The sequence below is a fragment of the Streptomyces sp. B6B3 genome (assembly GCF_039871525.1).
In the GTDB taxonomy this organism is placed as follows: domain Bacteria; phylum Actinomycetota; class Actinomycetes; order Streptomycetales; family Streptomycetaceae; genus Streptomyces.
This window is the reverse complement of sequence record NZ_JBDPLU010000001.1, coordinates 50,070-69,581: the sequence shown is the minus strand read 5'-3', so window position 1 is coordinate 69,581 and position 19,512 is coordinate 50,070. Positions and strand designations below refer to the sequence as shown.

Below are 19,512 nucleotides of genomic sequence, written 5' to 3'. Positions count from 1 at the left end.
CACCTCGCGGGAAGCGGGTCCTCAGCCCACGCCCACGGCGGACTGGGGGCGGATCGGCAGCCGGTTCACCGGGCGGCCGGTGGCGGCCCGGACCGCCGCGGCGACCGCGGCGGGCGAGACGACCAGCGGAATCGTGCTCACCGCCTTCGCGCCGAACGGGGCCACCACGTCCCGCTCCTCCAGCAACGCCACCACCCGCACGTCGGGCGCGTCCAGCGCCGTGGGGAGCGCGTAGTCGGCCAGGTCGGGACGGCGCACCGTGCCGCGCGCCACCCGTAGGTGCTCGGTCAGCGCGGCGCCCATGCCCTGCACCACGCCCGCCTCGATCCGGGCGCGGAGCTGGCGGGGGTTGAGCACCCGCCCGACGTCCTGGGCGATGGCCATCTCCACGACCCGCACCGAGCCGAGCTCCACATCCACGTCGACCACGGCGCGCACCGCGGCGAACGACAGGCCGACGAAGGCGTCACCCTGCCCGGACTCGTCGAGCGGTTCGGTCGGGTGGGGGCGGCACTGCGCGGTCGCCCACAGCTCCTTGCCCTCCAGGGCCTCGGCCACGGTGGTGCTCAGCACCCCGTCGTAGGAGGCGATCTTCCCGTCCGCGATGGTCAGCAGCTCGGGGGACATGCCGAAGTTGCTCGCCAGCGGCTGCAGCAGCTGGGTGCGCACCATCTTCGCCGCCCGGTCCACCGCGCCGCCGGAGATCCAGGTGTGCCGGCCCCGCCCGCCGGCGCCCGCCGGCGGCTGGTCGGTGTCCACGGGCGCGACGTGCACCTCGTCGACGCCCAGCACGTCCTGCACGATCTGCCGGGCCAGGGTGGCGAAGCCCTGCCCCGAGTCCACGGCCGCGCAGAGCACGGTGGCCACCGTGCCCTCGACCTTGACCGTCGCCGTCGCGACCTCGTCGGCGCCCTCGGCGCCGAGCTGGTGCACCATGCCCAACGCGTAGCCGACGCCGCGGCGCACCGCGGCCGGCTCGCCCGCGCCGTCGGGGCCGCCGGGCAGCAGCCACTCCTCGACCGGGCCGTCCTTGGGCAACGACGGCAGCGGCGCCTCGCGGACCGCGGCCAGCAGCTGCGCCACCGGCGCCGGGCAGGTCACGGTCTGGCCGGTGGGCAGCATGTCGCCGGTGCCCAGCACGTTACGGGCCCGCAGCTCGCCCGGGTCGATGCCGAGCCGGGCCGCGAGCTGGTCCATCTGCCCCTCGTAGGCGGCGCAGACCTGCACCGCGCCCTCGCCGCGCAGGTACCCGGAGGGAGGGTTGTTGGTGCGCACCGCCCAGCCGTCGATCACGGCGTTCGGCACCACGTAGGGCCCGGCGGCGAAGGAGACCGCGGCGGCCAGCGCCTCCGCCGAGTCGTCGGCGTACGCCCCGGCGTCCATCAGCAGCTGCGCCTCGACCTTGACGAGCTTGCCCTCGCGGTCGGCGTGGTGCCAGTAGCGCAGCAGCGTGGGATGCCGGTGCGGATGGCCGAGGAACGACTCCTCGCGGGTCGCGGCCAGCTTCACCGGGCAGGCGGTGCGGATCGCCAGCAACGACAGCGGCAGCTGGAAGCCCAGGTCCTCCCGGTCGCCCAGGCTGCCGGGGACCCCGGTCACGTAGATCTTGACCTGGTCGGTCGTCAGCCCGAGGCAGGCGGCGAGCCGGTCGCGGTCCGCGTGCGGATCGGTGGTGGCGGTGTAGATCTCCACGCCGCCGTCCGGACGGGGCACGGCGAGCCCGGCCTCCGCGCCGATCGGGGCGGCGTCCTGGCGGCCGATCCGGTACAGGCCCTCGATCACGATCTCGCCGGTGGCGGCGGGGTCGCCGTGCCGCAGCGGGATGTGCCTGACCAGGTTGCCGTCGGGGTGCAGCGGCTCGGCCTCGAAGGCCTGTTCGGGGTCGCTGACCGGGTCGAGCACCTCGTACTCGACGGCGATGGCCGCGGCGGCCAGCCGGGCGGTCTCCGGGTGGTCGGCGGCGACGGCGGCGATCGGCTCGCCGTGGTAGCGCACCACCTCGGACGCGAACGCCGGACGGTCGGGGACGGCCTTGCCGAGGAGCGCGTCGCCGGCCACGTCGCGGTGGGTGATGACCGTGCGCACCCCGGGCATCGCGGCCGCGGCCGCGGTGTCCAGGGCCCTGATCCTGGCGTGCGGATGCGGGGACCGCAGCACGGCCGCCCACAGCAGGCCCTCGGCCCACAGATCCGCCGGATAGGGAAACGTGCCCTGCACCTTGGCGTCGCCGTCGGGCGGCGGCACCGGTGCGCCGAGGCCGTGTGGCAGCGCGCCGTCCACGTTCGAGCCCTGCTCGGCCGCCACGGCGCCTCCCGGGCTCACGGTGACGGAGCCGTTCGCCGGGCCGGACGGGCGCCGCCCGCCGCCCCGACCGGCTGGGCGATCTGCCTGGTCGGTCATGGCATGTCTCCTGAGGATGGCCCCGCCTGGTGGGGGATGCGGCCGGCGGCGGTCGACGGTCCCCCCGGCCCTGGAGGCCCGGGAGGTGCCCCCACGGCCGCGGCCGGGCCGGGCCCGGCGCCGTCGGTCGGGCCGGCGAGCGCCGCCCGTTCGGCCGCCACCGCGCGGACCGCGTCCAGCACCCCGCGGTAGCCGGTGCAACGACACAGGTTGCCGCTGAGCGCCTCGCGGGTCTCCAGTTCGGAGGGCGCGTGGTTCCCCTCCAGCAGGTCGTGCACGGTCATCGCCATGCCGGGCAGGCAGAAGCCGCACTGCACGGCGGTGGAGCAGGCCAGCGCGCGCTGCACGTCGGAGGGCACGCCGTCGGTGCTCAGGCCCTCGACGGTGCGGATCTCGCTGCCGGCGACGGTGGCCGCGGGCACCAGGCAGGCGGCCACCAGACGGCCGTCCACCTGGACCGAACACGCGCCGCACTCGCCCTGCGCGCAGCCGTCCTTGGCGCCGGCCAGGCCGAGGCGCTCGCGCAGCACGTAGAGCAACGACTCGCCGATCCAGGCGCCGGAGACCGGGCGGTCGACCCCGTTGACGCGCAGCACGTAGGACACCTCGGGGTGGTCGCTCCGCGAGGGCGGGACCGGCGCGTCGTCCGCCCCGACGCCGGCGGCGGCCTCGGCGGGCACCCCGGCGGTGGATGCGGCGGGGGAATCGGGGCTGGACGCGGGGCCGGATTCGGCAGCGGGTTCGGAGGTGGACGCGGTGTCCCGCGCTGACCCCGCCGGTCCCCCGGCGGGGGTCTCCCCCTGCCAGCCCTCGGTCGCCCCCGGCCAGGGCTCGGCGGTGTCCGCCGCGGCGCCGGGCCAGCCCGCGGCCTGGTTCGGGTCGGCCCCCTGGGCGGCCTGGGTCTCCTCGCCGAGGCTGGGCCCGGGGATGGCGGGGCCGCCGCCCGGCGGCACCTGCCAGGCGCGGGTCGGCCCGGGATCGAGGTCGTCACGGGTCGCGGCGGCCGGCTCCCCGGCGGACGGGTGCGCGGGCGCGCCGGGCACGGGTCCTGGCGCGGCGGGCGGGGCCTCCTCGGCCGCCGCGGGCGCGGCGTCGGGACCGGCCGCGCGGCCGGTGGACAGCGGGCGGCGGGCGGCCCTTCCGCGTCCGGCGCCGCCGAGCGCGGCGGCGCCCTGGCCCATGGCGGCCGCTGCCCCGCCCCGGCCGCCGGGTCCCGGCTGACCCGGCTGGCCTGGCTGACCCGGCTGGCCGGTGGCCGGCTCCGCGCCGGTCCCGGCGGCGCCGCCGTAGGCGAAGGGCATGGTCCACTGACCGGTGGCGCCGGGGTCGGTGGTGGCGCCGGGCGTGGACAGCGGCTCCGCCGAGGTGCCGAGGTCGGGCGGCTGGTATCCGTGGCCGGGGGCGGCGAGCGGCTCCTCGCCCGGCGTCTCGGGGTGACCGGCGGGCGGGAACTCGATGAAGGCCGTGGCGTCGGAGTCGTACTCCCCGCCCCAGCCGCGGTGCGGGGCCCGCTCGTCGGGGTCGGGGTGGTCGTCCGGCCGGTGGCCCTGCCGCTGGTCGTCGCTCATCCGAGAGCCCTCCCGAGTCCACGGCGGGCCAGTGTCGCCACGGTACGCCTCAAGTGCAGGACGGCGGGGGCGAGTTGCGGTGGTTCCCCGCCCTCGGCCGGCGGCTGCGGATCCGGGATGCACGCCATGCCGACGTAGTCGCCGAAGGCGGAGAGCACCTCGGGCGCGAGCCCGCGCTCGCCGTCCCAGTCGAGCAACGACGCCACCCAGCGCTCCGCGTCCAGCGGGCGCAGCGGCATCGGGGCCACGCCGCCGACCGCGCAGCGCACCTCGCGCCGCATCGGGTCGAGCACCACGGCGACCGAGGCCAGCGCGCGACCCGGGCCGGTGCGCGTCGTGGCCTTGAGGAACGTCTGGGGGGCGTGCAGCAGCGGCACCCGCACGTGGGCGAGCAGTTCGCCGGGACGCAGCCGGTCCCGGCCGGTGAGCAGATGGCTGACCGGAACCTGCCTGCCCTGCCCGTCGGGGCCCGCCACCAGCAGCATCGCCTCCAGGGCGGCCAGCACCGGAAGGGTGTCACCCGAGGGGGCGGCGGAGATGACGTTGCCGCCCAGCGTCCCCGCGTTGCGCACCTGCGGCGGGCCGGCGGAGCGGGCGGCGGCGGCCAGCGCCGGGATCAGCGCGGCGAAGTCGGGGCGGCTCATCCTGGCGTGGGTGAGACACGCCCCGAGCAGCGCGTGTCCGTCCTGATACGCCCAGCCACGCAGCTCCGCGAGCCGCCCGAGCCCGACCAGGGCGGCCGGGCGAAGCAGCCCGGCGTTCACCGCGGCCATCAGATCCGTGCCCCCCGCGACCGGCACCGCGGCCGGCTGCTCGGCCAGCGCCGCCACCGCGTCGTCCAGCGTGGCCGGGAGGGCGACCAACCGCGCGGTCTGTGGCGCCTGCGGTGCGTGCGTGCTCAATCCAGCTGCCCCTTTCCGGATCGTCCCGGCTGCCGAGGCGTACGCTACCCGCTTCGCCGGGCGCCCGGGACCGCCGCACCGCTGTCGCATGGCAGCACGCACGGCGGTCGCGCCACACGACCACCGCGACCGCGCCAGGACGGGGCTTGACGCGCGACGCCGGGGCTACTTCCGGTCGCCGTCCTTGCCGCCACCGAACGAGCCCATGGACTCGTAGATCTCCTTGCAGGTGGGGCACACGGGGTACTTCTTCGGGTCCCGGCCGGGCACCCAGACCTTCCCGCAGAGCGCGACGACGGGGGTGCCGTCCAGCGCGCTCGCCATGATCTTGTCCTTCTGGACATAGTGGGCGAAGCGCTCGTGGTCGCCGTCGCCATGCGTCGTCTGCGGTGCGGGTTCGACGAGGGTGCCGGTGCCCGCTCCGCGTTCGGGCTCATGAGTGCTCATGCTCACCAAGCCTAATTGAGCGACGGGTCGTCCGGGTACGTGGCGAGCAGGGCCAGGCTGCCGCGCTGGCGGCGCAGCACGGCGCGCCAGAGCCGCTCCGGCTCGGGGGCCGAGACGTCGCCCGGCTCGGAGTCCACGACGTACCACGCGCCCTCGTCGAGCTCGCGTTCCAGCTGCTCAGGGCCCCAGCCGGCGTATCCGGCGAAGATCCGCAGGCTGCCCACCTCGGCCGCCAGCACCTCGGGCGGCGCCTCCAGGTCGACCAGGCCGATGGAGCCGTGGACCCGGCGCCAGCCGAGCGGGCCGCTGCCCGGCACCACGGCCAGGGCGAGGGCGGCGTCCAGCGCGACCGGCCCGCCCTGGAAGACCACCCCGGGCTCGCCCGCCAGCGACGCCCAGGACTCCAGCACCTCGGAGACCCCGACCGGCGTCGGGCGGTTCAGCACGACACCGAGCGCCCCCTCGCGGTCGTGGTCAAGCAGCAGGACGACGGATCGGTCGAAGTTCGGATCGGACAGTGCCGGGGTGGCCACCAGCAGCCGCCCGGTGAGCGAGGACGCCTCGGTCATGCGCCCATGATTCCCCATCCCGCGAGCGCTGGGGAGTGCCGGCAGACAGCCGGCGGAGCCGACCGGTGGACGGCCGCCGGAGCCGACAGAATCGATGGCCGGCGGAGCCGACAGGATCGATGGCCGGCGGAGCCGACAGAATCGATGGCCGGCGGAGCCGGACGTGCGACGGGGGTGGCCCGCCCGGTCGAGGACCGGTCGGGCCACCCCCACGCACTCCGGTCACTTGCCCTTGGCGGCTTCCTTGAGCTTGGTGCCCGCGGAGACCTTCACGCTGTAGCCGGCCGGGATCTGGATGGGCTCGCCGGTCTGCGGGTTGCGCGCGGTGCGGGCGGCGCGGAGCGTCCGCTCGAAGGTCAGGAAGCCGGGAATGGTGACCTTCTCGTCCCCCTTGGCAACGATCTCTCCAACGGTGTCGGCAAGGGCCGACAGCACCCCGTCGGCGTCCTTTCGCGTCACCCCGGCGCGCTCGGACAGAGCGGCCACCAGCTCACTGCGGTTCATAGTTCGTACTCCCGTGTTCATCTTGCCAATGGGGCGTGAGATCGAAGCCGATGCTGCCAGGGCCCACTGACAGTGCCCGGACCCGGGTCCGCCTTGAGCCCCTCGCGCCCGGTTACGCATCCTGCCCCTACGCGTGGTGGGAAGGCCAATCCGGCATCCCCGTGGTTCACGCGACGTGGCGCAGGCGTCTCGCCGCGGAGAGGGTGCCCGAAGTGCCCGCGGGCCAGCCTCCCGGTCACCCTAAGGGTCCCTCAGCCGTGCCCGGCAACCGACTCGCCGCCCGTGGCCTGGGCCGCCTCCCGGACCGCGCCGGCCACCGCGGCGGGCACCCGCTCGTTGAACACGCTGGGCACGATGTAGTTCGCGTTCAGCTCGTCCTCGCCGACCACGTCGGCCAGCGCCCGGGCCGCGGCCAGCATCATCTCCTGGTTGACCGTGTGCGACTGCGCATCGAGCAGGCCACGGAAGATGCCGGGGAAGACCAGAACGTTGTTGATCTGGTTGGGAAAATCTGAACGACCAGTGGCGACGACGGCCGCGGTCTGCCGGGCCAGGAACGGGTCGATCTCCGGGTCGGGATTCGCGAGAGCGAAAACGATGGCGTCGTCCGCCATCGCGGCGACGTCCGCCGCGCCCAGCACGTCGGGCGCGGAGACGCCGATGAAGACGTCCGCGCCCGCAACGGCGTCCCGCAGCGTGCCGGAGACGCCCTCCGGATTGGTGTGGTCCGCGATCCAGCGCAGCGGCGAGTCGCCGTCGGCCGCCACCAGGTCGTCCCGGCCCGCGTGCACCACGCCGTGGATGTCCGCCACCACCGCGTGCCGCACCCCGGCGGCCAGCAGCAGCCGCAGGATGGCGGTGCCGGCGGCGCCCGCGCCCGACATCACCACCCGCACGTCCGCGAGGCCCTTGCCGACCACCCGCAGCGCGTTGTGCAGGGCCGCGAGCACCACGATGGCGGTGCCGTGCTGGTCGTCGTGGAAGACCGGGATGTCCAGCGCCTCGTGCAGCCTGGCCTCGATCTCGAAGCAGCGGGGGGCGGAGATGTCCTCCAGGTTGATGCCGGCGAAGCCGGGGGCGATGGCCTTGACGATCTCGACGATGGCGTCGGTGTCCTGGGTGTCCAGGCAGATCGGCCAGGCGTCGATCCCGGCGAAGCGCTTGAACAGCGCGGCCTTGCCCTCCATCACCGGCAGCGCGGCGTGCGGGCCGATGTTGCCCAGGCCCAGCACGGCGGAGCCGTCGGTCACCACCGCGACGCTGTTGCGCTTGATGGTCAGCCGCCTGGCGTCCTCCGGGTTCGCCGCGATCTGCGTGCACACCCGGGCCACGCCCGGCGTGTAGATCATGGACAGCTCGTCACGATTGCGAATCGGGTGCTTGGACTGCATCTCGATCTTGCCGCCGAGGTGCATCAGGAAGGTCCGGTCGGAGACCTTGCCGATCGCCACGCCCTCGATGGTGCGCAGCTTCTGGACGATCTCGTCCGCGTGCGCGGTGGAGCTGGCCGCGATGGTCACGTCGATGCGGAGCTTCTCGTGCCCGGAGGCCGTGACGTCGAGGCCGGTCACCGTGCCGCCGGAGGACTCCACGACGGTGGTGAGCTGGCTGACCGCCGTTCCGCTGGCCGGAACCTCCAGACGGACTGTCATCGAGTAGGAAACGCTGGGCGCCGTTGCCATGGCCGACTTCCTTCGCTGTGCTGTGTCCGCGCTCCGTCCGCGGTAGACAAGCGGCCATCGTCGCACCAACGGGCGTCGGGAGGCCAATCTTGGCCAACTGCGCTGACCTTCCGCGGTCCAGCTCTGCGCAGGGTTCGACAGACGGCTCCACGCCCGGTCCCGGTCCGCCCGGCCGGGCATGACGAAGCCCGGCGGGGAACCCCGCCGGGCTGGGAAAGTAGCGGCACCGACCCGCCAGCTCGCCTCGCGGCAAGTGGTCGCTCGTAGCGACAATGGTTGGGCCCGGGGGCATGGAACGGGCCGGCGCCTTTCCCAGGCTACCCGGACGTCCCCGGGCTGGCCAAGCGTTGCCGTGGCCGAGCCGGTCCGGCGTCTCCCGCTGCCTCCCGGTGCCTCCCGCGGAACGGCTCGACGGGGGACCTCCCGGCCACGACGGGAATCCGGCGACGGATCGCCTGGTCGGGGCGCCGATGTCGGGACACGAGCGCCCGCGGCCCGGCACGCCCCGTGCCGGCCGGCGGGCCAGGGCGCGCGGCGCGGGCCTGGCTGGGTGACGTGATTCACGTCGAACCAGGGCCGTGTTGTCCCTTGTCGTCCCTTGCCGTGCCCTGCCATCGGCTTCGCCCACGAGGCGCACCCCGTGACGGTGGGCGACGCCCGCGGTTCAGCTCGGGTCGGCGGATGCGGCGTCGGCGGCTGGGACGGGGGCGCGGAGCAGGGCGGGCACGCCCGTCTCGTCCGGCTGGTCCTCGGGCAGCGCCAGCACGGTGAGCCGCTGGGTGGCGCGGGTCAGCGCGACGTAGAGCACCCGCGGGCCGGCCGGGGACTCCGCCGCGATCTCGGCCGGGGAGACCACGACCGTGCCGTCGTACTCCAGGCCCTTGGCCTCCAGGCTGCCGAGCACCACCAGGCGCCCGGGCGGGGCCGCGGGCCGGCGGCCGGCCGGAACGGGCCCGTCGGAACGCGCCGCCGGCTCGTCGTCCAGCAGGTCGGCGAGCCAGCGGCGGGTCTCCTCGCGGCGGCGCATCGCCACCACCACGCCGACCGTGCCCGGCACCTCGGCGAGCAGGCGTTCGACCTCGGCGCGCACGGCGGCCGCGCGGTCGGCCGCGGCGGCGGCGCGGAACGAGGGCTCGACGCCGGTGGCGCGCACGGCGCGGGGCGGCCGGGCGCCCGGCAGGGCGAGCTCGAGAACCCGGTCGGCGACCCGGGCGATCTCGGCGGAGTTGCGGTAGTTCACGGTGAGTTCGAAACGTCTTCGCTGCCGGTCGCCGAGCGCGGCGTCCCGTTCCGCGGCCGCCTCCTCGGGCGCCGGCCAGGAGCTCTGCGCCGGATCGCCGACGACGGTCCAGGTGGCGCGGCGGCCGCGGCGGCCGACCATGCGCCACTGCATCGGCGTGAGGTCCTGGGCCTCGTCGACGATGACGTGCGCGTAGTCGGTGCGCGGTCCGGCGCCCGGATCCGCCTCCCGGGACGGCGGCTCGCGCCGGGCGGCCAGCCGTTCGGCGTAGGTGGTCAGCTCCTCCAGGCCGGTCAGCTGGTCCAGCGGGTCGGCGTCGCGCGCCCGTTCCTGCCTGGCCGGGGCGCCGAGCAGCACCCGCAGCTCGTCGAGCAGCGCCACGTCGTGGGCGGACAGGCCGGCGCCGTCGGCGGTGACCCGGCGCAGCGAGCGGGCCAGCAGCCGCACCTCGCTGTTGCGCAGCGTCCGCCGGGCCCAGCGGCCCAGCCGGCGCTCGTCGGCCATCGCGGTCAGCACCTGGAGCGGTGTGGTCTCCGGCCACCAGGCGTCGAGGAAGTCGCGGAACGCGTCCTCGGTGCCGATGTCCTCGTAGAACGCCTCCCGCGCCTCCTCGGCGAGTTCGGGGTCCGGGTACCGGGCGGGGCCGCCGGACCGGCGCCACAGCGCCTCCAGCAGCAGCCGTCGGGCGCGCGGGCGCATCAGGTTGACGGGCGCGGTCCCGGCGAGGGTCTGCCGCCGGACCTCGCGCAGCTCGTCCGCGTCGAGCTCGACGCGCGCGTTGAAGGCGACCACCCGGAGCCGGTCGGGGGCGGGGGTGGCCTCCAGCAGGCCGCGGGCCGCGCGGTGCAGCACCTTCGCCATCCGGCCCGAGCCCTTGATCCGGGCGACCGCGGGCTCGTCGTACGTGTCGGCGTTGACGCCCTCGATGAGCTCGCCGAGCGCCCTGATGGCCACCTGCCCCTCCTCGCCGAGCGCCGGCAGCACGCCCTCGGTGTAGGAGACCAGCAGCGGGGTGGGGCTGACGATCAGGATGCCGCCGGCGTATCTGCGGCGGTCCTGGTAGAGCAGGTAGGCGGCGCGGTGCAGGGCGACGGCGGTCTTGCCGGTGCCGGGGCCGCCGCCGACCTCGGTGACGGAGACCGCGGGAGCTCGGATCACCCGGTCCTGCTCGGCCTGGATGGACGCCACGATGTCGTGCATCCGGCGCTCCCTGGCCCGGCCGAGCGCGGCCATCAGCGCGCCGTCGCCGACCACCGGGAGCTCGACGCCGTCCAGCAGGGCGCGCAGCCCGGGGCGGAGCAGGTCGTCCTCGACGCTCAGCACCCGGCGGCCCTTGCTGCGGATCACCCGGCGGCGCACCACCCGTCCTGGGGACACGGGGGTGGCGCGGTAGAACGGCGCGGCGGCGGGCGCCCGCCAGTCGATGACCAGCGGCACGTAGTCCGCGTCGAGCACGCCGAGCCGCCCGATGTGCAGCGTCTCGGCGATGTCGGCCTCGCCGACCGCGGCCGGGTCGGGCGCCGCCTCCTCGTCCCCGGCCCGGTCCCCGTCGTCGAGGTCCGTGGCCGGGTCGGGATCCGGGTCGGGCTCGGCCGGGCGCACGGCGTCCTCGGCGGGCTCCACGGAGGTGTACGCGCCGTCCGGGCCCCGCTTGCCGTCCTTGCCGCGCAGCAGGTCGATGCGGCCGAAGAGGAAGTCCTCGAACTCGCTGTTCAGCCGGTTGAGGTGGAGTCCCGCCTGGAACACCTGGGCGTCCCGTTCGGCCAGCGCGCCGGGCGTGCCCACCTGCACCCGGCGGGCGGCGTCCGCCACCAGGTACTCCGCCTCGTGGATCTTCTCGGTCAGCCGCCGGTAGACGGCGTCCAGATGCCGTTGCTCGTGACGGATCTCCCGTTCGCGCACGTCCACCGCGGCGGCCCCCTTCTGCAGTCCGGCAGGGAAGCCGTCCACCGTACGCGAGATCAGCCCCCTGCGCGGAGCATCCGAAGCCTATCCTCCGCCGCATCAGCCCCAGTCGCCATACTCCCGTCCGCCGGCCAGCACCTCAGCCAGCAGCTCAGCCAGCACCTTGGCGAGCCCGGAGCGCGCCGGGAGAGAGCCAGACCACACGGGCGCGTCGCCGGGGGATCAGCTCCAGTTGCCGTACTTCTGGCCGTCCACCGAGGGGTCGAGGGCGAGCCGGTAGCCGCGCTTGACCACGGTCTGGATCAGCGTGGGGGCGCCCAGCGCGGTGCGCAGCCGGGCCATCGCCGTCTCGACGGCGTGCTCGTCGCGCCCGGCGCCCGGCAGCCCGCGGAGCAGTTCCGCGCGCGGCACCACCCAGCCGGGCCGGCGGGCCAGCAGCCGCAGCAGCGCCATGCCGGCGGGCGGCACCGACCGCAGCTCCCCGTCGACGACCACGGCGTGGCCGCGGATCTGCACGTGGCGCCCGGCGACCGGAAGGCTGCGGGCCCGGGTGGGCAGCTCGTGGCAGAGCAGCTGCACCAGCGGCCCGAGCCGGAACCGTTCGGGGTGGCAGGTGGGCACGTCGTGGGCCTGGAGCGGTAGCGCGGTGACCGGTCCCACGCAGGCGGGCAGCACCCGGGTGCGCAGCGCGGCCAGCAGCTCGTCCGCGACCCCCCGGTCCGTGGCGCGCCGCAGCAGCGAGGCCACGGCGGGGGCGCTGGTGAAGGTGACGGCGTCCAGGCCGTTGCCCAGCACGGCCTCGATCAGCCGGTCCACGGGGGCGAGGTCGCGGGGCGGCATCCAGCGGTACACGGGCACGTCGACGACCTCGGCGCCGGCCGCGCGCAGCGCCTCGATGAATCCCGGCAGCGGCTCGCCGTGGAGCTGGAGGGCGATCCGGCGGCCCTCGACGCCCTGGTCGAGCAGGCGCTGCAGCACCTCGGCCATCGACTCGGAGGCCGGCGACCACTCCTCGGTCAGCCCGGCGGCCCGGATGGCGCCCCGCACCTTGGGGCCGCGGGCCAGCACCTCGGCCTTGCCGAGCACCCGCAGCAGCGCCTCGCCCAGGCCCCAGCCGTCGGCGGCGGCCACCCAGCCGCGGAAGCCGATCGCGGTCGTGGCGACGACCACCTGCGGCGGGACGTCGATGAGCTGCCGGGTGGCGGCCATCAGCTGGTCGTCGTCGGCGAGCGGCACGATGCGCAGGGTGGGCGCGTGCTGCACCGCCGCGCCGCGGCGCCGCAGCAGCGCGCCGAGCTCCTCGGCGCGCCGGTCCGCGGTGACGCCCACGGTGAAGCCGTCCAGCGGCCTGACTTGCGGCGGCGCGTCGTCCGACGTTCCGCCGCCGGACTCGGTCACCGGCTCCGTTCCAGGTGCCGTTCCCGGCTCCGTTCCCGGCTCGGCCGTCGGCCCGACGCCGCCCCGCGCGTGGCGGGGCGCGCCGGTGAGCGCGTCGACCGGCGGCCCGGTCTCGGGGGCCGGCTGGGCCCCCGGCATGATGTCGTGCTCGTGGTGCTCGTGCTGCATTCTCGTAATCCGCTCCGCCCAGAGTCTTCGAGACGCGGATACCGAGCCTGTCAACTGCCAATGTCAAGCTCGGTTCCACGCGGTTTCCCGAGCGTTACACCCGGAGCCCCGACGTACAGCTCACACCCCCGCGTACGCGGTCTGGCGTCCCCCGACCGCCGCATCGCCCGGCTCGGACCCGGTCGGCGCTGAGCGCCGCAGGTAGACGGCCCAGGTGACCAGGAAGCAGACCGCGTAGTAGCCGAGGAACGCCACGAAGGCGCCGGTCCCGGAGCCGGTGGTGAGGAACGACTGGCGCAGCGCCAGGTTGATGCCGACGCCGCCGAGCGCACCGACGGCGCCGATGATCGCCATGGACGCGCCGGACAGGCGGCGGGCGTAGACCCGGCCGGCCTCCCGGCTCAGCTCGCCGGACGCCATCAGCGCCTGCGCCTTGGCCTGGTAGATCGCGGGGATCATCTTGTACGTCGAGCCGTTGCCGAGGCCGCTGAGCACGAACAGCACCACGAAGCCGCCGGTGAACAGCGCCAGCGACTCCCGCATCGAGGCGGTGACGATCACCCCGGTGGCGCCGCTCATCAGGGCGAAGTTCACCAGCGTGATCCGGGCGCCGCCGTAGCGGTCGGCGAGCTGACCGCCGATCGGGCGGACCAGGGAGCCCAGCAGCGGTCCGACGAAGGTCACCGCGGCGGCTTCCAGCGGCGTCCGGTCGAACTGGTTCTGCAGCACCAGACCGAAGGCGAAGCTGTAGCCGATGAACGAGCCGAAGGTGCCGATGTAGAGGAAGGACATGATCCAGGTGTGGCCGTCCGCCGCGGCCTGCCGGGCGGCCCCCGCGTCGTTGCGCACCGGGCCGAGGTTGTCCATCCGGCGGGCGCTGAGCAGCACGGCGAGCAGGATCAGCGGCAGGTAGATCATCAGCATCACCCGGGGCCGGCCCTCGCCGGCCGCGGCGATGACGAGCAGGCCGACCAGCTGGACCACGGCGACGCCGATGTTGCCGCCGCCCGCGTTGACGCCCAGCGCCCAGCCCTTCAGGCGGAGCGGGTAGAAGCTGTTGATGTTGGTCATCGAGGAGGCGAAGTTCGCTCCGCCCACGCCGGTCAGCACGGCGACCAGCATGAAGGTGCCGTACGAGGTGCCCGGCTCCATCACGACCAGCAGCGCGGTGGCGGGCAGCAGCAGCATGGCGGCGCTGATGATCGTCCAGTTCCGCCCGCCGAACCGCGCCACGGCGAAGCCGTACGGGATCCGCAGGCAGGCCCCGACCAGGGAGGCCACGGAGACCAGGAAGAACTTGCCGGCCGGGTCGATGCCGTACTCGTCCCCCATGAAGAGGGTCAGCACCGAGAACATGCTCCATATGGAGAAGCCGATGTGCTCGGAGGTGACGGAGAACACAAGGTTGCGCCGGGCGACGTGTCGGCCCTCGCGCTCCCAGAACTCCCGGTCCTCGGGGTCCCACTCGTCGATCCAGCGCCCGCCCCGGCGGGCGGTGGTGGTCTTGGGGGCGGGCATGCGGACCTCCAGGGGATTTCGGGCGAGGTTGTCCTGCTGCCGAAGGTAGGGAGACCGCGTTTCCGCCCTGTGCCAGGAGGTGACACGGACGCAACCTTGCCCTCACCCGTCGCATGCCCCGCGGGTGAGCGGGGAGGTCGGAGCCGGGGATCCCAGGGCATCGGGCCCGCGCCACCCGGCCGGGAGGCCGGCCTAGAAGCCGGCCTAGAAGCCGGCCGAGAACCGACCGGGAGGAGCCTGGGAGGTGCGGCCACACGGGTGCCCGACGCGGCGCGGGGGCCGGTTCGGGACGGGATCAGCAGGGCAGGCGGCTGACCAGCCCCGGGATGGGGGCCGGGCCCAGGCAGGTGCTCTTGGGCGGCATGCCGGTGCCGTTGGCGGCGCCCGACCAGATCTGGTCCCAGGTCGGCGCCGGCAGGATCAGGCCGACCTCGGCGGGCTCCGGGTACTGGCTGGTGAAACGGGGCGACGCCGCGATGCCCTGGTCCTCGCAGAGCATCGGGATCAGCACGTGGTCGCTGATCGCGGCGGGCAGCTCCACCCACTCCGGCGGCAGGAAGCGCAGCCGGCCGGCCATCGCCGCCGCGGAGATCTCCGAGACGCCCCAGGCCCGGCCCTGGCCGGTGAGCAGGAACGCGCCGCGCGCGGGCGGCCGGCGGGTGCCCCGCGGCTGTTCGGTGACCCGGGCGAAACGCGAGGCGGTGCTGACCGCCTTGGCGACGTCGAGTCCCGGCACCACCCGGTGCGTCGCGGAAAGCGTCAGCGGGTAGTGGGTGTGGTCCACCACCAGGGCGAGCAGCCGGTCGGCCACCGCGCCGGGGTGGGCGCGGTGCAGGCGCCGGGCCGCCTCCAGCCGGTGGTGGCCGTCGGCCAGCAGCACCGGGGGCAGCGCCGGCGGGTTCTCGGTCCAGCGGACGTCGCAGGCCCAGAGGCGTTGCACGCCGCCCTCGGGGGTGGTGAGCTCCTGGATCGCGGGGCGGTGCAGGGTGTCGTCCACGCACTCCTGGAACGAGCCCAGGTCGGGGGCGGCCAGCAGTAGCGGCTCGATGCTCCCGCCGCGCTGCTGGAGCAGGCGGGCGTGCAGGGACACGTCGGACTCCCCCACCTGCTGGTGGCGAAGCACGTGCCCGGTCTCCACGCCGTGCAGGCTCAGGGCCCCGATGACGCCACGCTGCTCCACGGCTCCGTCGGAGTCGCGGCGTTCCAGGACGTAGTAGCTGGCGCGGCCGAGCGGCTCGGCCAGCACGCCGTGGAAGGGAAGCAGGAGATCTGTCCGTGGGGCCGGCGCTCCGGGTGGAACCATGCCGGGGAACAGCTCAGGCGGCAGAATGCTCCCCCTCCTTGGGGGACCCGGAACGCGCAGCCGCGCTCGCGGTCCCCTTCCGAACCACCACCGGCCGCAGCAGGTCCTGGGCCTTGCGGAGCACCGCCTCCAGTTCCTGTGGGCTGTCCGCGACCGCGGTGAGATGGCCATGTCCGGCGACCCGGCTGGTGGTCTCCGGTACATGGCTGCCGAGGGGCACGGTGATCTTGAGTCCGGTCACCCCGCTCAAGGCGCGCACCTCGGCGGTGCCCTCCACGGTCCGAAGCTGGCCGGGAGGGAAGCGCAGGAAACGGATGCCCGCGAAGCGGCCGCCAGCGGCGAGCGGCGCCGGCACGGGCAGGCCGAGGAGCGTGGCGATGGTGCGGGCGACGAGATTCGTTCCCGTGGCCGTCAGCAGCAGTTCCTGGACGCACTCGGCGCCCGGGCGGGCATGCGATTCGATCAGCCGTGGCCCGTTGGGGGTCAGCACCACCTCGGTCTGGGACGGTCCGCTGCGGTGACCGGCGACGTTGAGGGTGGTGGTGACCAGGTCGTGAATGCGCGCCGTGGTCGGCGCGTCGAGGTCCGCGGGCAGGTCGTAGCCGGTCTCGGCGAAGTCGGGGGCCTCGGTGGTGTGCTTCCTGCTGACCGCGAGGATGGTGTGTTCCCCGGCGTGCGAGTGCGCCTCGACGCTGTACTCGGGGCCCTCCAGGAACTCCTCGATGATCAGGGCGGGCTCTGGTGCCAGCCCGGCGGCCAGGACGGCTGCGTCAGGCGCGCTGCGCAGCATGTGGACGTCCTGGCCGCCGGAACCGGTGCGTGGCTTGGCCACGCAGGGGTAGCCGACGCGGTCGGCGACGGCTACCAGATGCGCGGCGCGGTCGCAGTGCTCGTACCGCACGGGGGAACGGGTGAGCTGGTTGACCTTGCCGCGCAGGGCCGCCTTGTCCGTGAGGTACGCGACGGCCGCATGAGGGTTGCCTGGGAAGCGCAGGGCCTCGTTGGCGCGCGCCGCGATCAACGCGCTGGCCTCGGCGAAGCCGAAGACCGAGGCCCGTGCCGGATAGCTGCTGAGGTGGCCGATGGCCATCAGCAACGAGGGGTGGTCGGTCCAGTCGACGGTCAGCGCGGCGTCGGCCGCGGCGACCGCCTTGCGTATGCCGGGCGCCGACAGGTCGGGCGCCAGCACCAGGCTCCGGGCCCCCACACCGCGAGCCGCCTCGACCACGGCGTGGCTCGGACTCAGCAGAACGGCCAGAGGCGTCTGGGACGTCATCGTGCCGCCTCCTTGTCCGGTTCCGGTGGGTCGAGGCACAGGTGTGCCCAGGGTGATGGGGGTGAAGACGTGGTGTAACGCCGCCGGTGGCCGCGGTGCGCAGCGTGCGTGGGAGCTACTGCCAGCCGTTGGTCAGCGGGTGGGCGCTCTGCGACGTGCTGGACGCACCCTCCTGCTGGACGGCGAATGCGTTGGCGGTCACGACGCCCCCGGAGACCATGACGATGAGCAAAGCCGAGGCTACGCTCAGAGCAATCTTCTTCACGGGTTCCCTCTTCCGTGTCCACATCGCCGAACTTCAGTGACATGCTGGTGCAGTTGATGCTCACAAGCATGTGAAGCGAAGTCGAGAGCGTTCCTATGGCATTATCTCGCCTGTCAGGTTGACGCCAGGGGCTGGCTGACGTCGTTCAAGGAAGTAGAACGTGCAGGAAACCGGCGAAATAGACGCGGCAGCGGCCCGAGTCTACCGACTCCGCGTCATCCACCCCACCGACTCCGTGGAACAGATTGCGACACGGTCGGGGCTTACCCCCGGGGACGTGGTCGATGCGGAGTTCCGGCTGTCCGCGCTCGGACTGCTGCGCCCCTCCCCGACGGGCGGCCAGGTCGCCGTCAGCCCCGAGACCGCCGCCGACACGCTGCTGGCCCCCATGGAGCAGGACATCCTGCAACGCCGCATCGCGATGGCCGCCACCCGCGCCCGGCTGCACGCGCTGTCCGGCGACTACCTGGAGGCGCGCAGCCTGCGCTCGGCCAAGAGCAGCATCGAGATCGTCGAGGGCACCGAGAACGCCCGCGCGGTCATCGACGACCTGGCCCGCACCTGCGCCGAGTCCCTGGACGCCCTGGTGCCGGGGAGCGGGCTGGACGAGGTCGCGGTCAAGGCGGCCACCCCGCTGGACATGGAGATGCTGGAACGCGGCGTGAAGATGCGGAGCCTGTTCCAGCACAGCGCCCGTAAGAACCGCGTGCAGGTCCGGCACGCCGCGCTGCTGACCAGCGCCGGCGGGCAGGTGCGCAGCACCAGCGTGCTGCCCTCCCGGATGCTGATCTACGACGGCGGCTGCGCGGTCATCCCACTCGGCCCCGAGCGGGTCGGCGTCGGCGCGGCGCTGATCCGCGACCCCACCGTGCTCGGCTTCCTGCAGCGCCTCTTCGAGCACTACTGGGACCGGGCCCTGGACTTCGCCGAGGAGGAGCAGCGGGACGGCCCGGAGCCGACCGAGGTGGAGCGGGACGTCCTGCTGCTGATGGCGGCGGGCAAGAAGGACGAGGCGATCGCCCACCAGCTCGGGATGTCGCCGCGGTCGGTCAGCCGGATCGTGGCCCGCCTGATGGAGCGGCTGGACGCCGAGAGCCGGTTCCAGGCCGGCGCCAGGGCGGCGTTGAACGGCTGGTTGTCCGACGACTGACCGGGATCCGGCCGACTGCTACCATGACGGAATCAGCCCTAGCCTTGCACGGACAGTGACATTCTGGATGCCGGGGCCCCGCGTGGCCGGGACACTGAACGCTGGCGGAGGACAAGGGTGCGGGACATTGGGGACATAGACGAGATCGACGACGAGATCGATGGGGTAACGCTCCGTGTCTACCAGCTCCGGGTGACGCACCCCACCGACCGGGTGAGCCAGCTGGCCGTGCGCGCCGGGGTGACCCCCGCGGACGTGTCGCGGGCCGAGCAACGGCTCTCGGTGCTGGGTCTGCTGCAGCCCTCCCCCGGCGGCGGCTGGGTCGCGATCAGCCCGGAGAGCGCCGCGGAGTCGCTGCTGGCCCCGATGGAGCAGGACATCCTGCGCCGCCGGATCGCGATGGCCGCCACCCGGGAGCAGATGCACGCGCTGTCCGGCGACTACCTGGAGGCGCGCAGCCTGCGGTCGGCGACCAGCAGCATCGAGATCGTGAGCGACCTGGGCAACGTCCGCTCGGTCATCGACGACCTGGCGCGCAACTGCACCAGCTCCGTGGAGGTGCTGTCGCCCGGCGGGGCGCCGAACGAGGAGGCGATGCGGGCCGCGCTCCCGCTCGACCTGGACGTGCTCGGCCGAGGCGTGCGGCTGCGGATGCTGCTCCAGTACAGCGCGCGGGGGCACCGGGCCACGGCGCAGTACGTGGAGACCATCGTCAGGGCGGGCGCCGAGGTGCGCTGCACCAGCGTCCTGCCGTCCCGGATGCTCCTCTACGACGGCGCCTGCGCGGTGCTGCCGTTCGACCCGGGGAACACGGGGCGCGGCGTGGCGTTGATCAGGGACTCCGCGGTGCTCGGCTTCCTCGGACAGCTGTTCGCGCACTATTGGGAGGAGGCCGAGGACTACCTGGAGGAGGAGGCGGCGGCCGGCGCGGGAGAAGCGTCGGACGCCGTGCTGCGCGGGCTGGAGCGGGACGTGCTGCTGCTGATGGCGGCCGGCAAGACCAACGAGGCGATCGCCGGCCAGCTGGGCATCTCCCAGCGCTCGGTCAGCCGCCTCGTCGGGCGCCTGATGGAACGCCTGGACGCCACCAACCGCTTCCAGGCCGGAGCCCGCGCCGCCCAACGCGGCTGGCTCGCCCCGGCAGCCTGGCCCTAGCCGCGCCGTTCCGGCAGGTCGGCGACACTGCTGACTCGCCCCCCGCGGCCCGGCGCTGACGG

General features: G+C 74.4%; 14 protein-coding genes. 2 read left to right on the top strand and 12 right to left on the bottom strand.

The features are described 5' to 3' along the window. Nucleotides 1–21: 21 nt before the first annotated feature. The 12 genes from ABGB06_RS00260 to ABGB06_RS00205 all read right to left on the bottom strand — a co-directional run bounded on the left by ABGB06_RS00260 (nucleotide 22) and on the right by ABGB06_RS00205 (nucleotide 16,880). Nucleotides 22–2,400: a molybdopterin cofactor-binding domain-containing protein gene (locus tag ABGB06_RS00260; protein ID WP_347584478.1), complete on the bottom strand. Its 2,379-nt coding sequence runs from the start codon at nucleotides 2,398–2,400 to the stop codon at nucleotides 22–24. Then, on the bottom strand, nucleotides 2,397–3,968 hold the full coding sequence (locus tag ABGB06_RS00255; RefSeq protein WP_347584476.1) for a 2Fe-2S iron-sulfur cluster-binding protein: 1,572 nt from the start codon (nucleotides 3,966–3,968) through the stop codon (nucleotides 2,397–2,399). The genes ABGB06_RS00260 and ABGB06_RS00255 overlap by 4 nt, the downstream gene beginning before the upstream one ends. Beyond that, entirely contained in the window at nucleotides 3,965–4,870 is a 906-nt protein-coding gene (locus tag ABGB06_RS00250) for an FAD binding domain-containing protein (protein WP_347584474.1), read from the bottom strand. Before ABGB06_RS00250 ends, ABGB06_RS00255 begins: the two co-directional genes overlap by 4 nt. A gap of 165 nt (nucleotides 4,871–5,035) precedes the next feature. Further along, entirely contained in the window at nucleotides 5,036–5,317 is a 282-nt protein-coding gene (locus ABGB06_RS00245) for a DUF3039 domain-containing protein (protein WP_347584472.1), read from the bottom strand. An 11-nt stretch (nucleotides 5,318–5,328) separates the two neighbouring features. Beyond that, nucleotides 5,329–5,886 (bottom strand): YqgE/AlgH family protein, encoded by a 558-nt coding sequence (locus ABGB06_RS00240; protein ID WP_347584470.1) that lies wholly within the window; start codon nucleotides 5,884–5,886, stop codon nucleotides 5,329–5,331. A 222-nt stretch (nucleotides 5,887–6,108) separates the two neighbouring features. Further along, entirely contained in the window at nucleotides 6,109–6,390 is a 282-nt protein-coding gene (locus ABGB06_RS00235) for an HU family DNA-binding protein (RefSeq protein WP_347584468.1), read from the bottom strand. 251 nt (nucleotides 6,391–6,641) lie between these two features. After that, nucleotides 6,642–8,072, bottom strand: a complete 1,431-nt coding sequence (locus ABGB06_RS00230) for an NAD-dependent malic enzyme (protein ID WP_347584466.1) — start codon at nucleotides 8,070–8,072, stop codon at nucleotides 6,642–6,644. 664 nt (nucleotides 8,073–8,736) lie between these two features. Next, entirely contained in the window at nucleotides 8,737–11,262 is a 2,526-nt protein-coding gene (locus ABGB06_RS00225; protein WP_347584464.1) for a helicase, read from the bottom strand. Nucleotides 11,263–11,439: 177 nt separating this feature from the next. Then, nucleotides 11,440–12,783, bottom strand: coding sequence for a uroporphyrinogen-III synthase (locus ABGB06_RS00220; RefSeq protein ID WP_347584462.1), 1,344 nt, complete (start codon nucleotides 12,781–12,783; stop codon nucleotides 11,440–11,442). Nucleotides 12,784–12,903: 120 nt separating this feature from the next. Next, entirely contained in the window at nucleotides 12,904–14,301 is a 1,398-nt protein-coding gene (locus ABGB06_RS00215; RefSeq protein ID WP_347584460.1) for a nitrate/nitrite transporter, read from the bottom strand. 295 nt (nucleotides 14,302–14,596) lie between these two features. Further along, nucleotides 14,597–15,547 (bottom strand): DUF1015 family protein, encoded by a 951-nt coding sequence (locus ABGB06_RS00210; protein WP_347584458.1) that lies wholly within the window; start codon nucleotides 15,545–15,547, stop codon nucleotides 14,597–14,599. Between the two features lie 70 nt (nucleotides 15,548–15,617). Next, complete coding sequence (locus ABGB06_RS00205; protein ID WP_347584456.1) at nucleotides 15,618–16,880, bottom strand: ATP-grasp domain-containing protein; 1,263 nt, start codon at nucleotides 16,878–16,880, stop codon at nucleotides 15,618–15,620. 542 nt (nucleotides 16,881–17,422) lie between these two features. Here ABGB06_RS00205 and ABGB06_RS00200 point away from each other — a divergent pair. Beyond that, nucleotides 17,423–18,295, top strand: a complete 873-nt coding sequence (locus tag ABGB06_RS00200; RefSeq protein WP_347584454.1) for a helix-turn-helix transcriptional regulator — start codon at nucleotides 17,423–17,425, stop codon at nucleotides 18,293–18,295. A gap of 117 nt (nucleotides 18,296–18,412) precedes the next feature. After that, nucleotides 18,413–19,450 (top strand): LuxR C-terminal-related transcriptional regulator, encoded by a 1,038-nt coding sequence (locus tag ABGB06_RS00195; RefSeq protein ID WP_347584452.1) that lies wholly within the window; start codon nucleotides 18,413–18,415, stop codon nucleotides 19,448–19,450. Nucleotides 19,451–19,512 lie beyond the last annotated feature (62 nt).

What these genes read in the sequence shown, in the direction of transcription:
- ABGB06_RS00230 (WP_347584466.1), bottom strand. Translation starts at nt 8,072, where the DNA reads ATGGCAACGGCGCCCAGCGTTTCCTACTCGATGACAGTCCGTCTGGAG.
- ABGB06_RS00205 (WP_347584456.1), bottom strand. Translation starts at nt 16,880, where the DNA reads ATGACGTCCCAGACGCCTCTGGCCGTTCTGCTGAGTCCGAGCCACGCC.
- ABGB06_RS00240 (WP_347584470.1), bottom strand. Translation starts at nt 5,886, where the DNA reads ATGACCGAGGCGTCCTCGCTCACCGGGCGGCTGCTGGTGGCCACCCCG.
- ABGB06_RS00215 (WP_347584460.1), bottom strand. Translation starts at nt 14,301, where the DNA reads ATGCCCGCCCCCAAGACCACCACCGCCCGCCGGGGCGGGCGCTGGATC.
- ABGB06_RS00255 (WP_347584476.1), bottom strand. Translation starts at nt 3,968, where the DNA reads ATGAGCGACGACCAGCGGCAGGGCCACCGGCCGGACGACCACCCCGAC.
- ABGB06_RS00245 (WP_347584472.1), bottom strand. Translation starts at nt 5,317, where the DNA reads ATGAGCACTCATGAGCCCGAACGCGGAGCGGGCACCGGCACCCTCGTC.
- ABGB06_RS00260 (WP_347584478.1), bottom strand. Translation starts at nt 2,400, where the DNA reads ATGACCGACCAGGCAGATCGCCCAGCCGGTCGGGGCGGCGGGCGGCGC.
- ABGB06_RS00220 (WP_347584462.1), bottom strand. Translation starts at nt 12,783, where the DNA reads ATGCAGCACGAGCACCACGAGCACGACATCATGCCGGGGGCCCAGCCG.
- ABGB06_RS00235 (WP_347584468.1), bottom strand. Translation starts at nt 6,390, where the DNA reads ATGAACCGCAGTGAGCTGGTGGCCGCTCTGTCCGAGCGCGCCGGGGTG.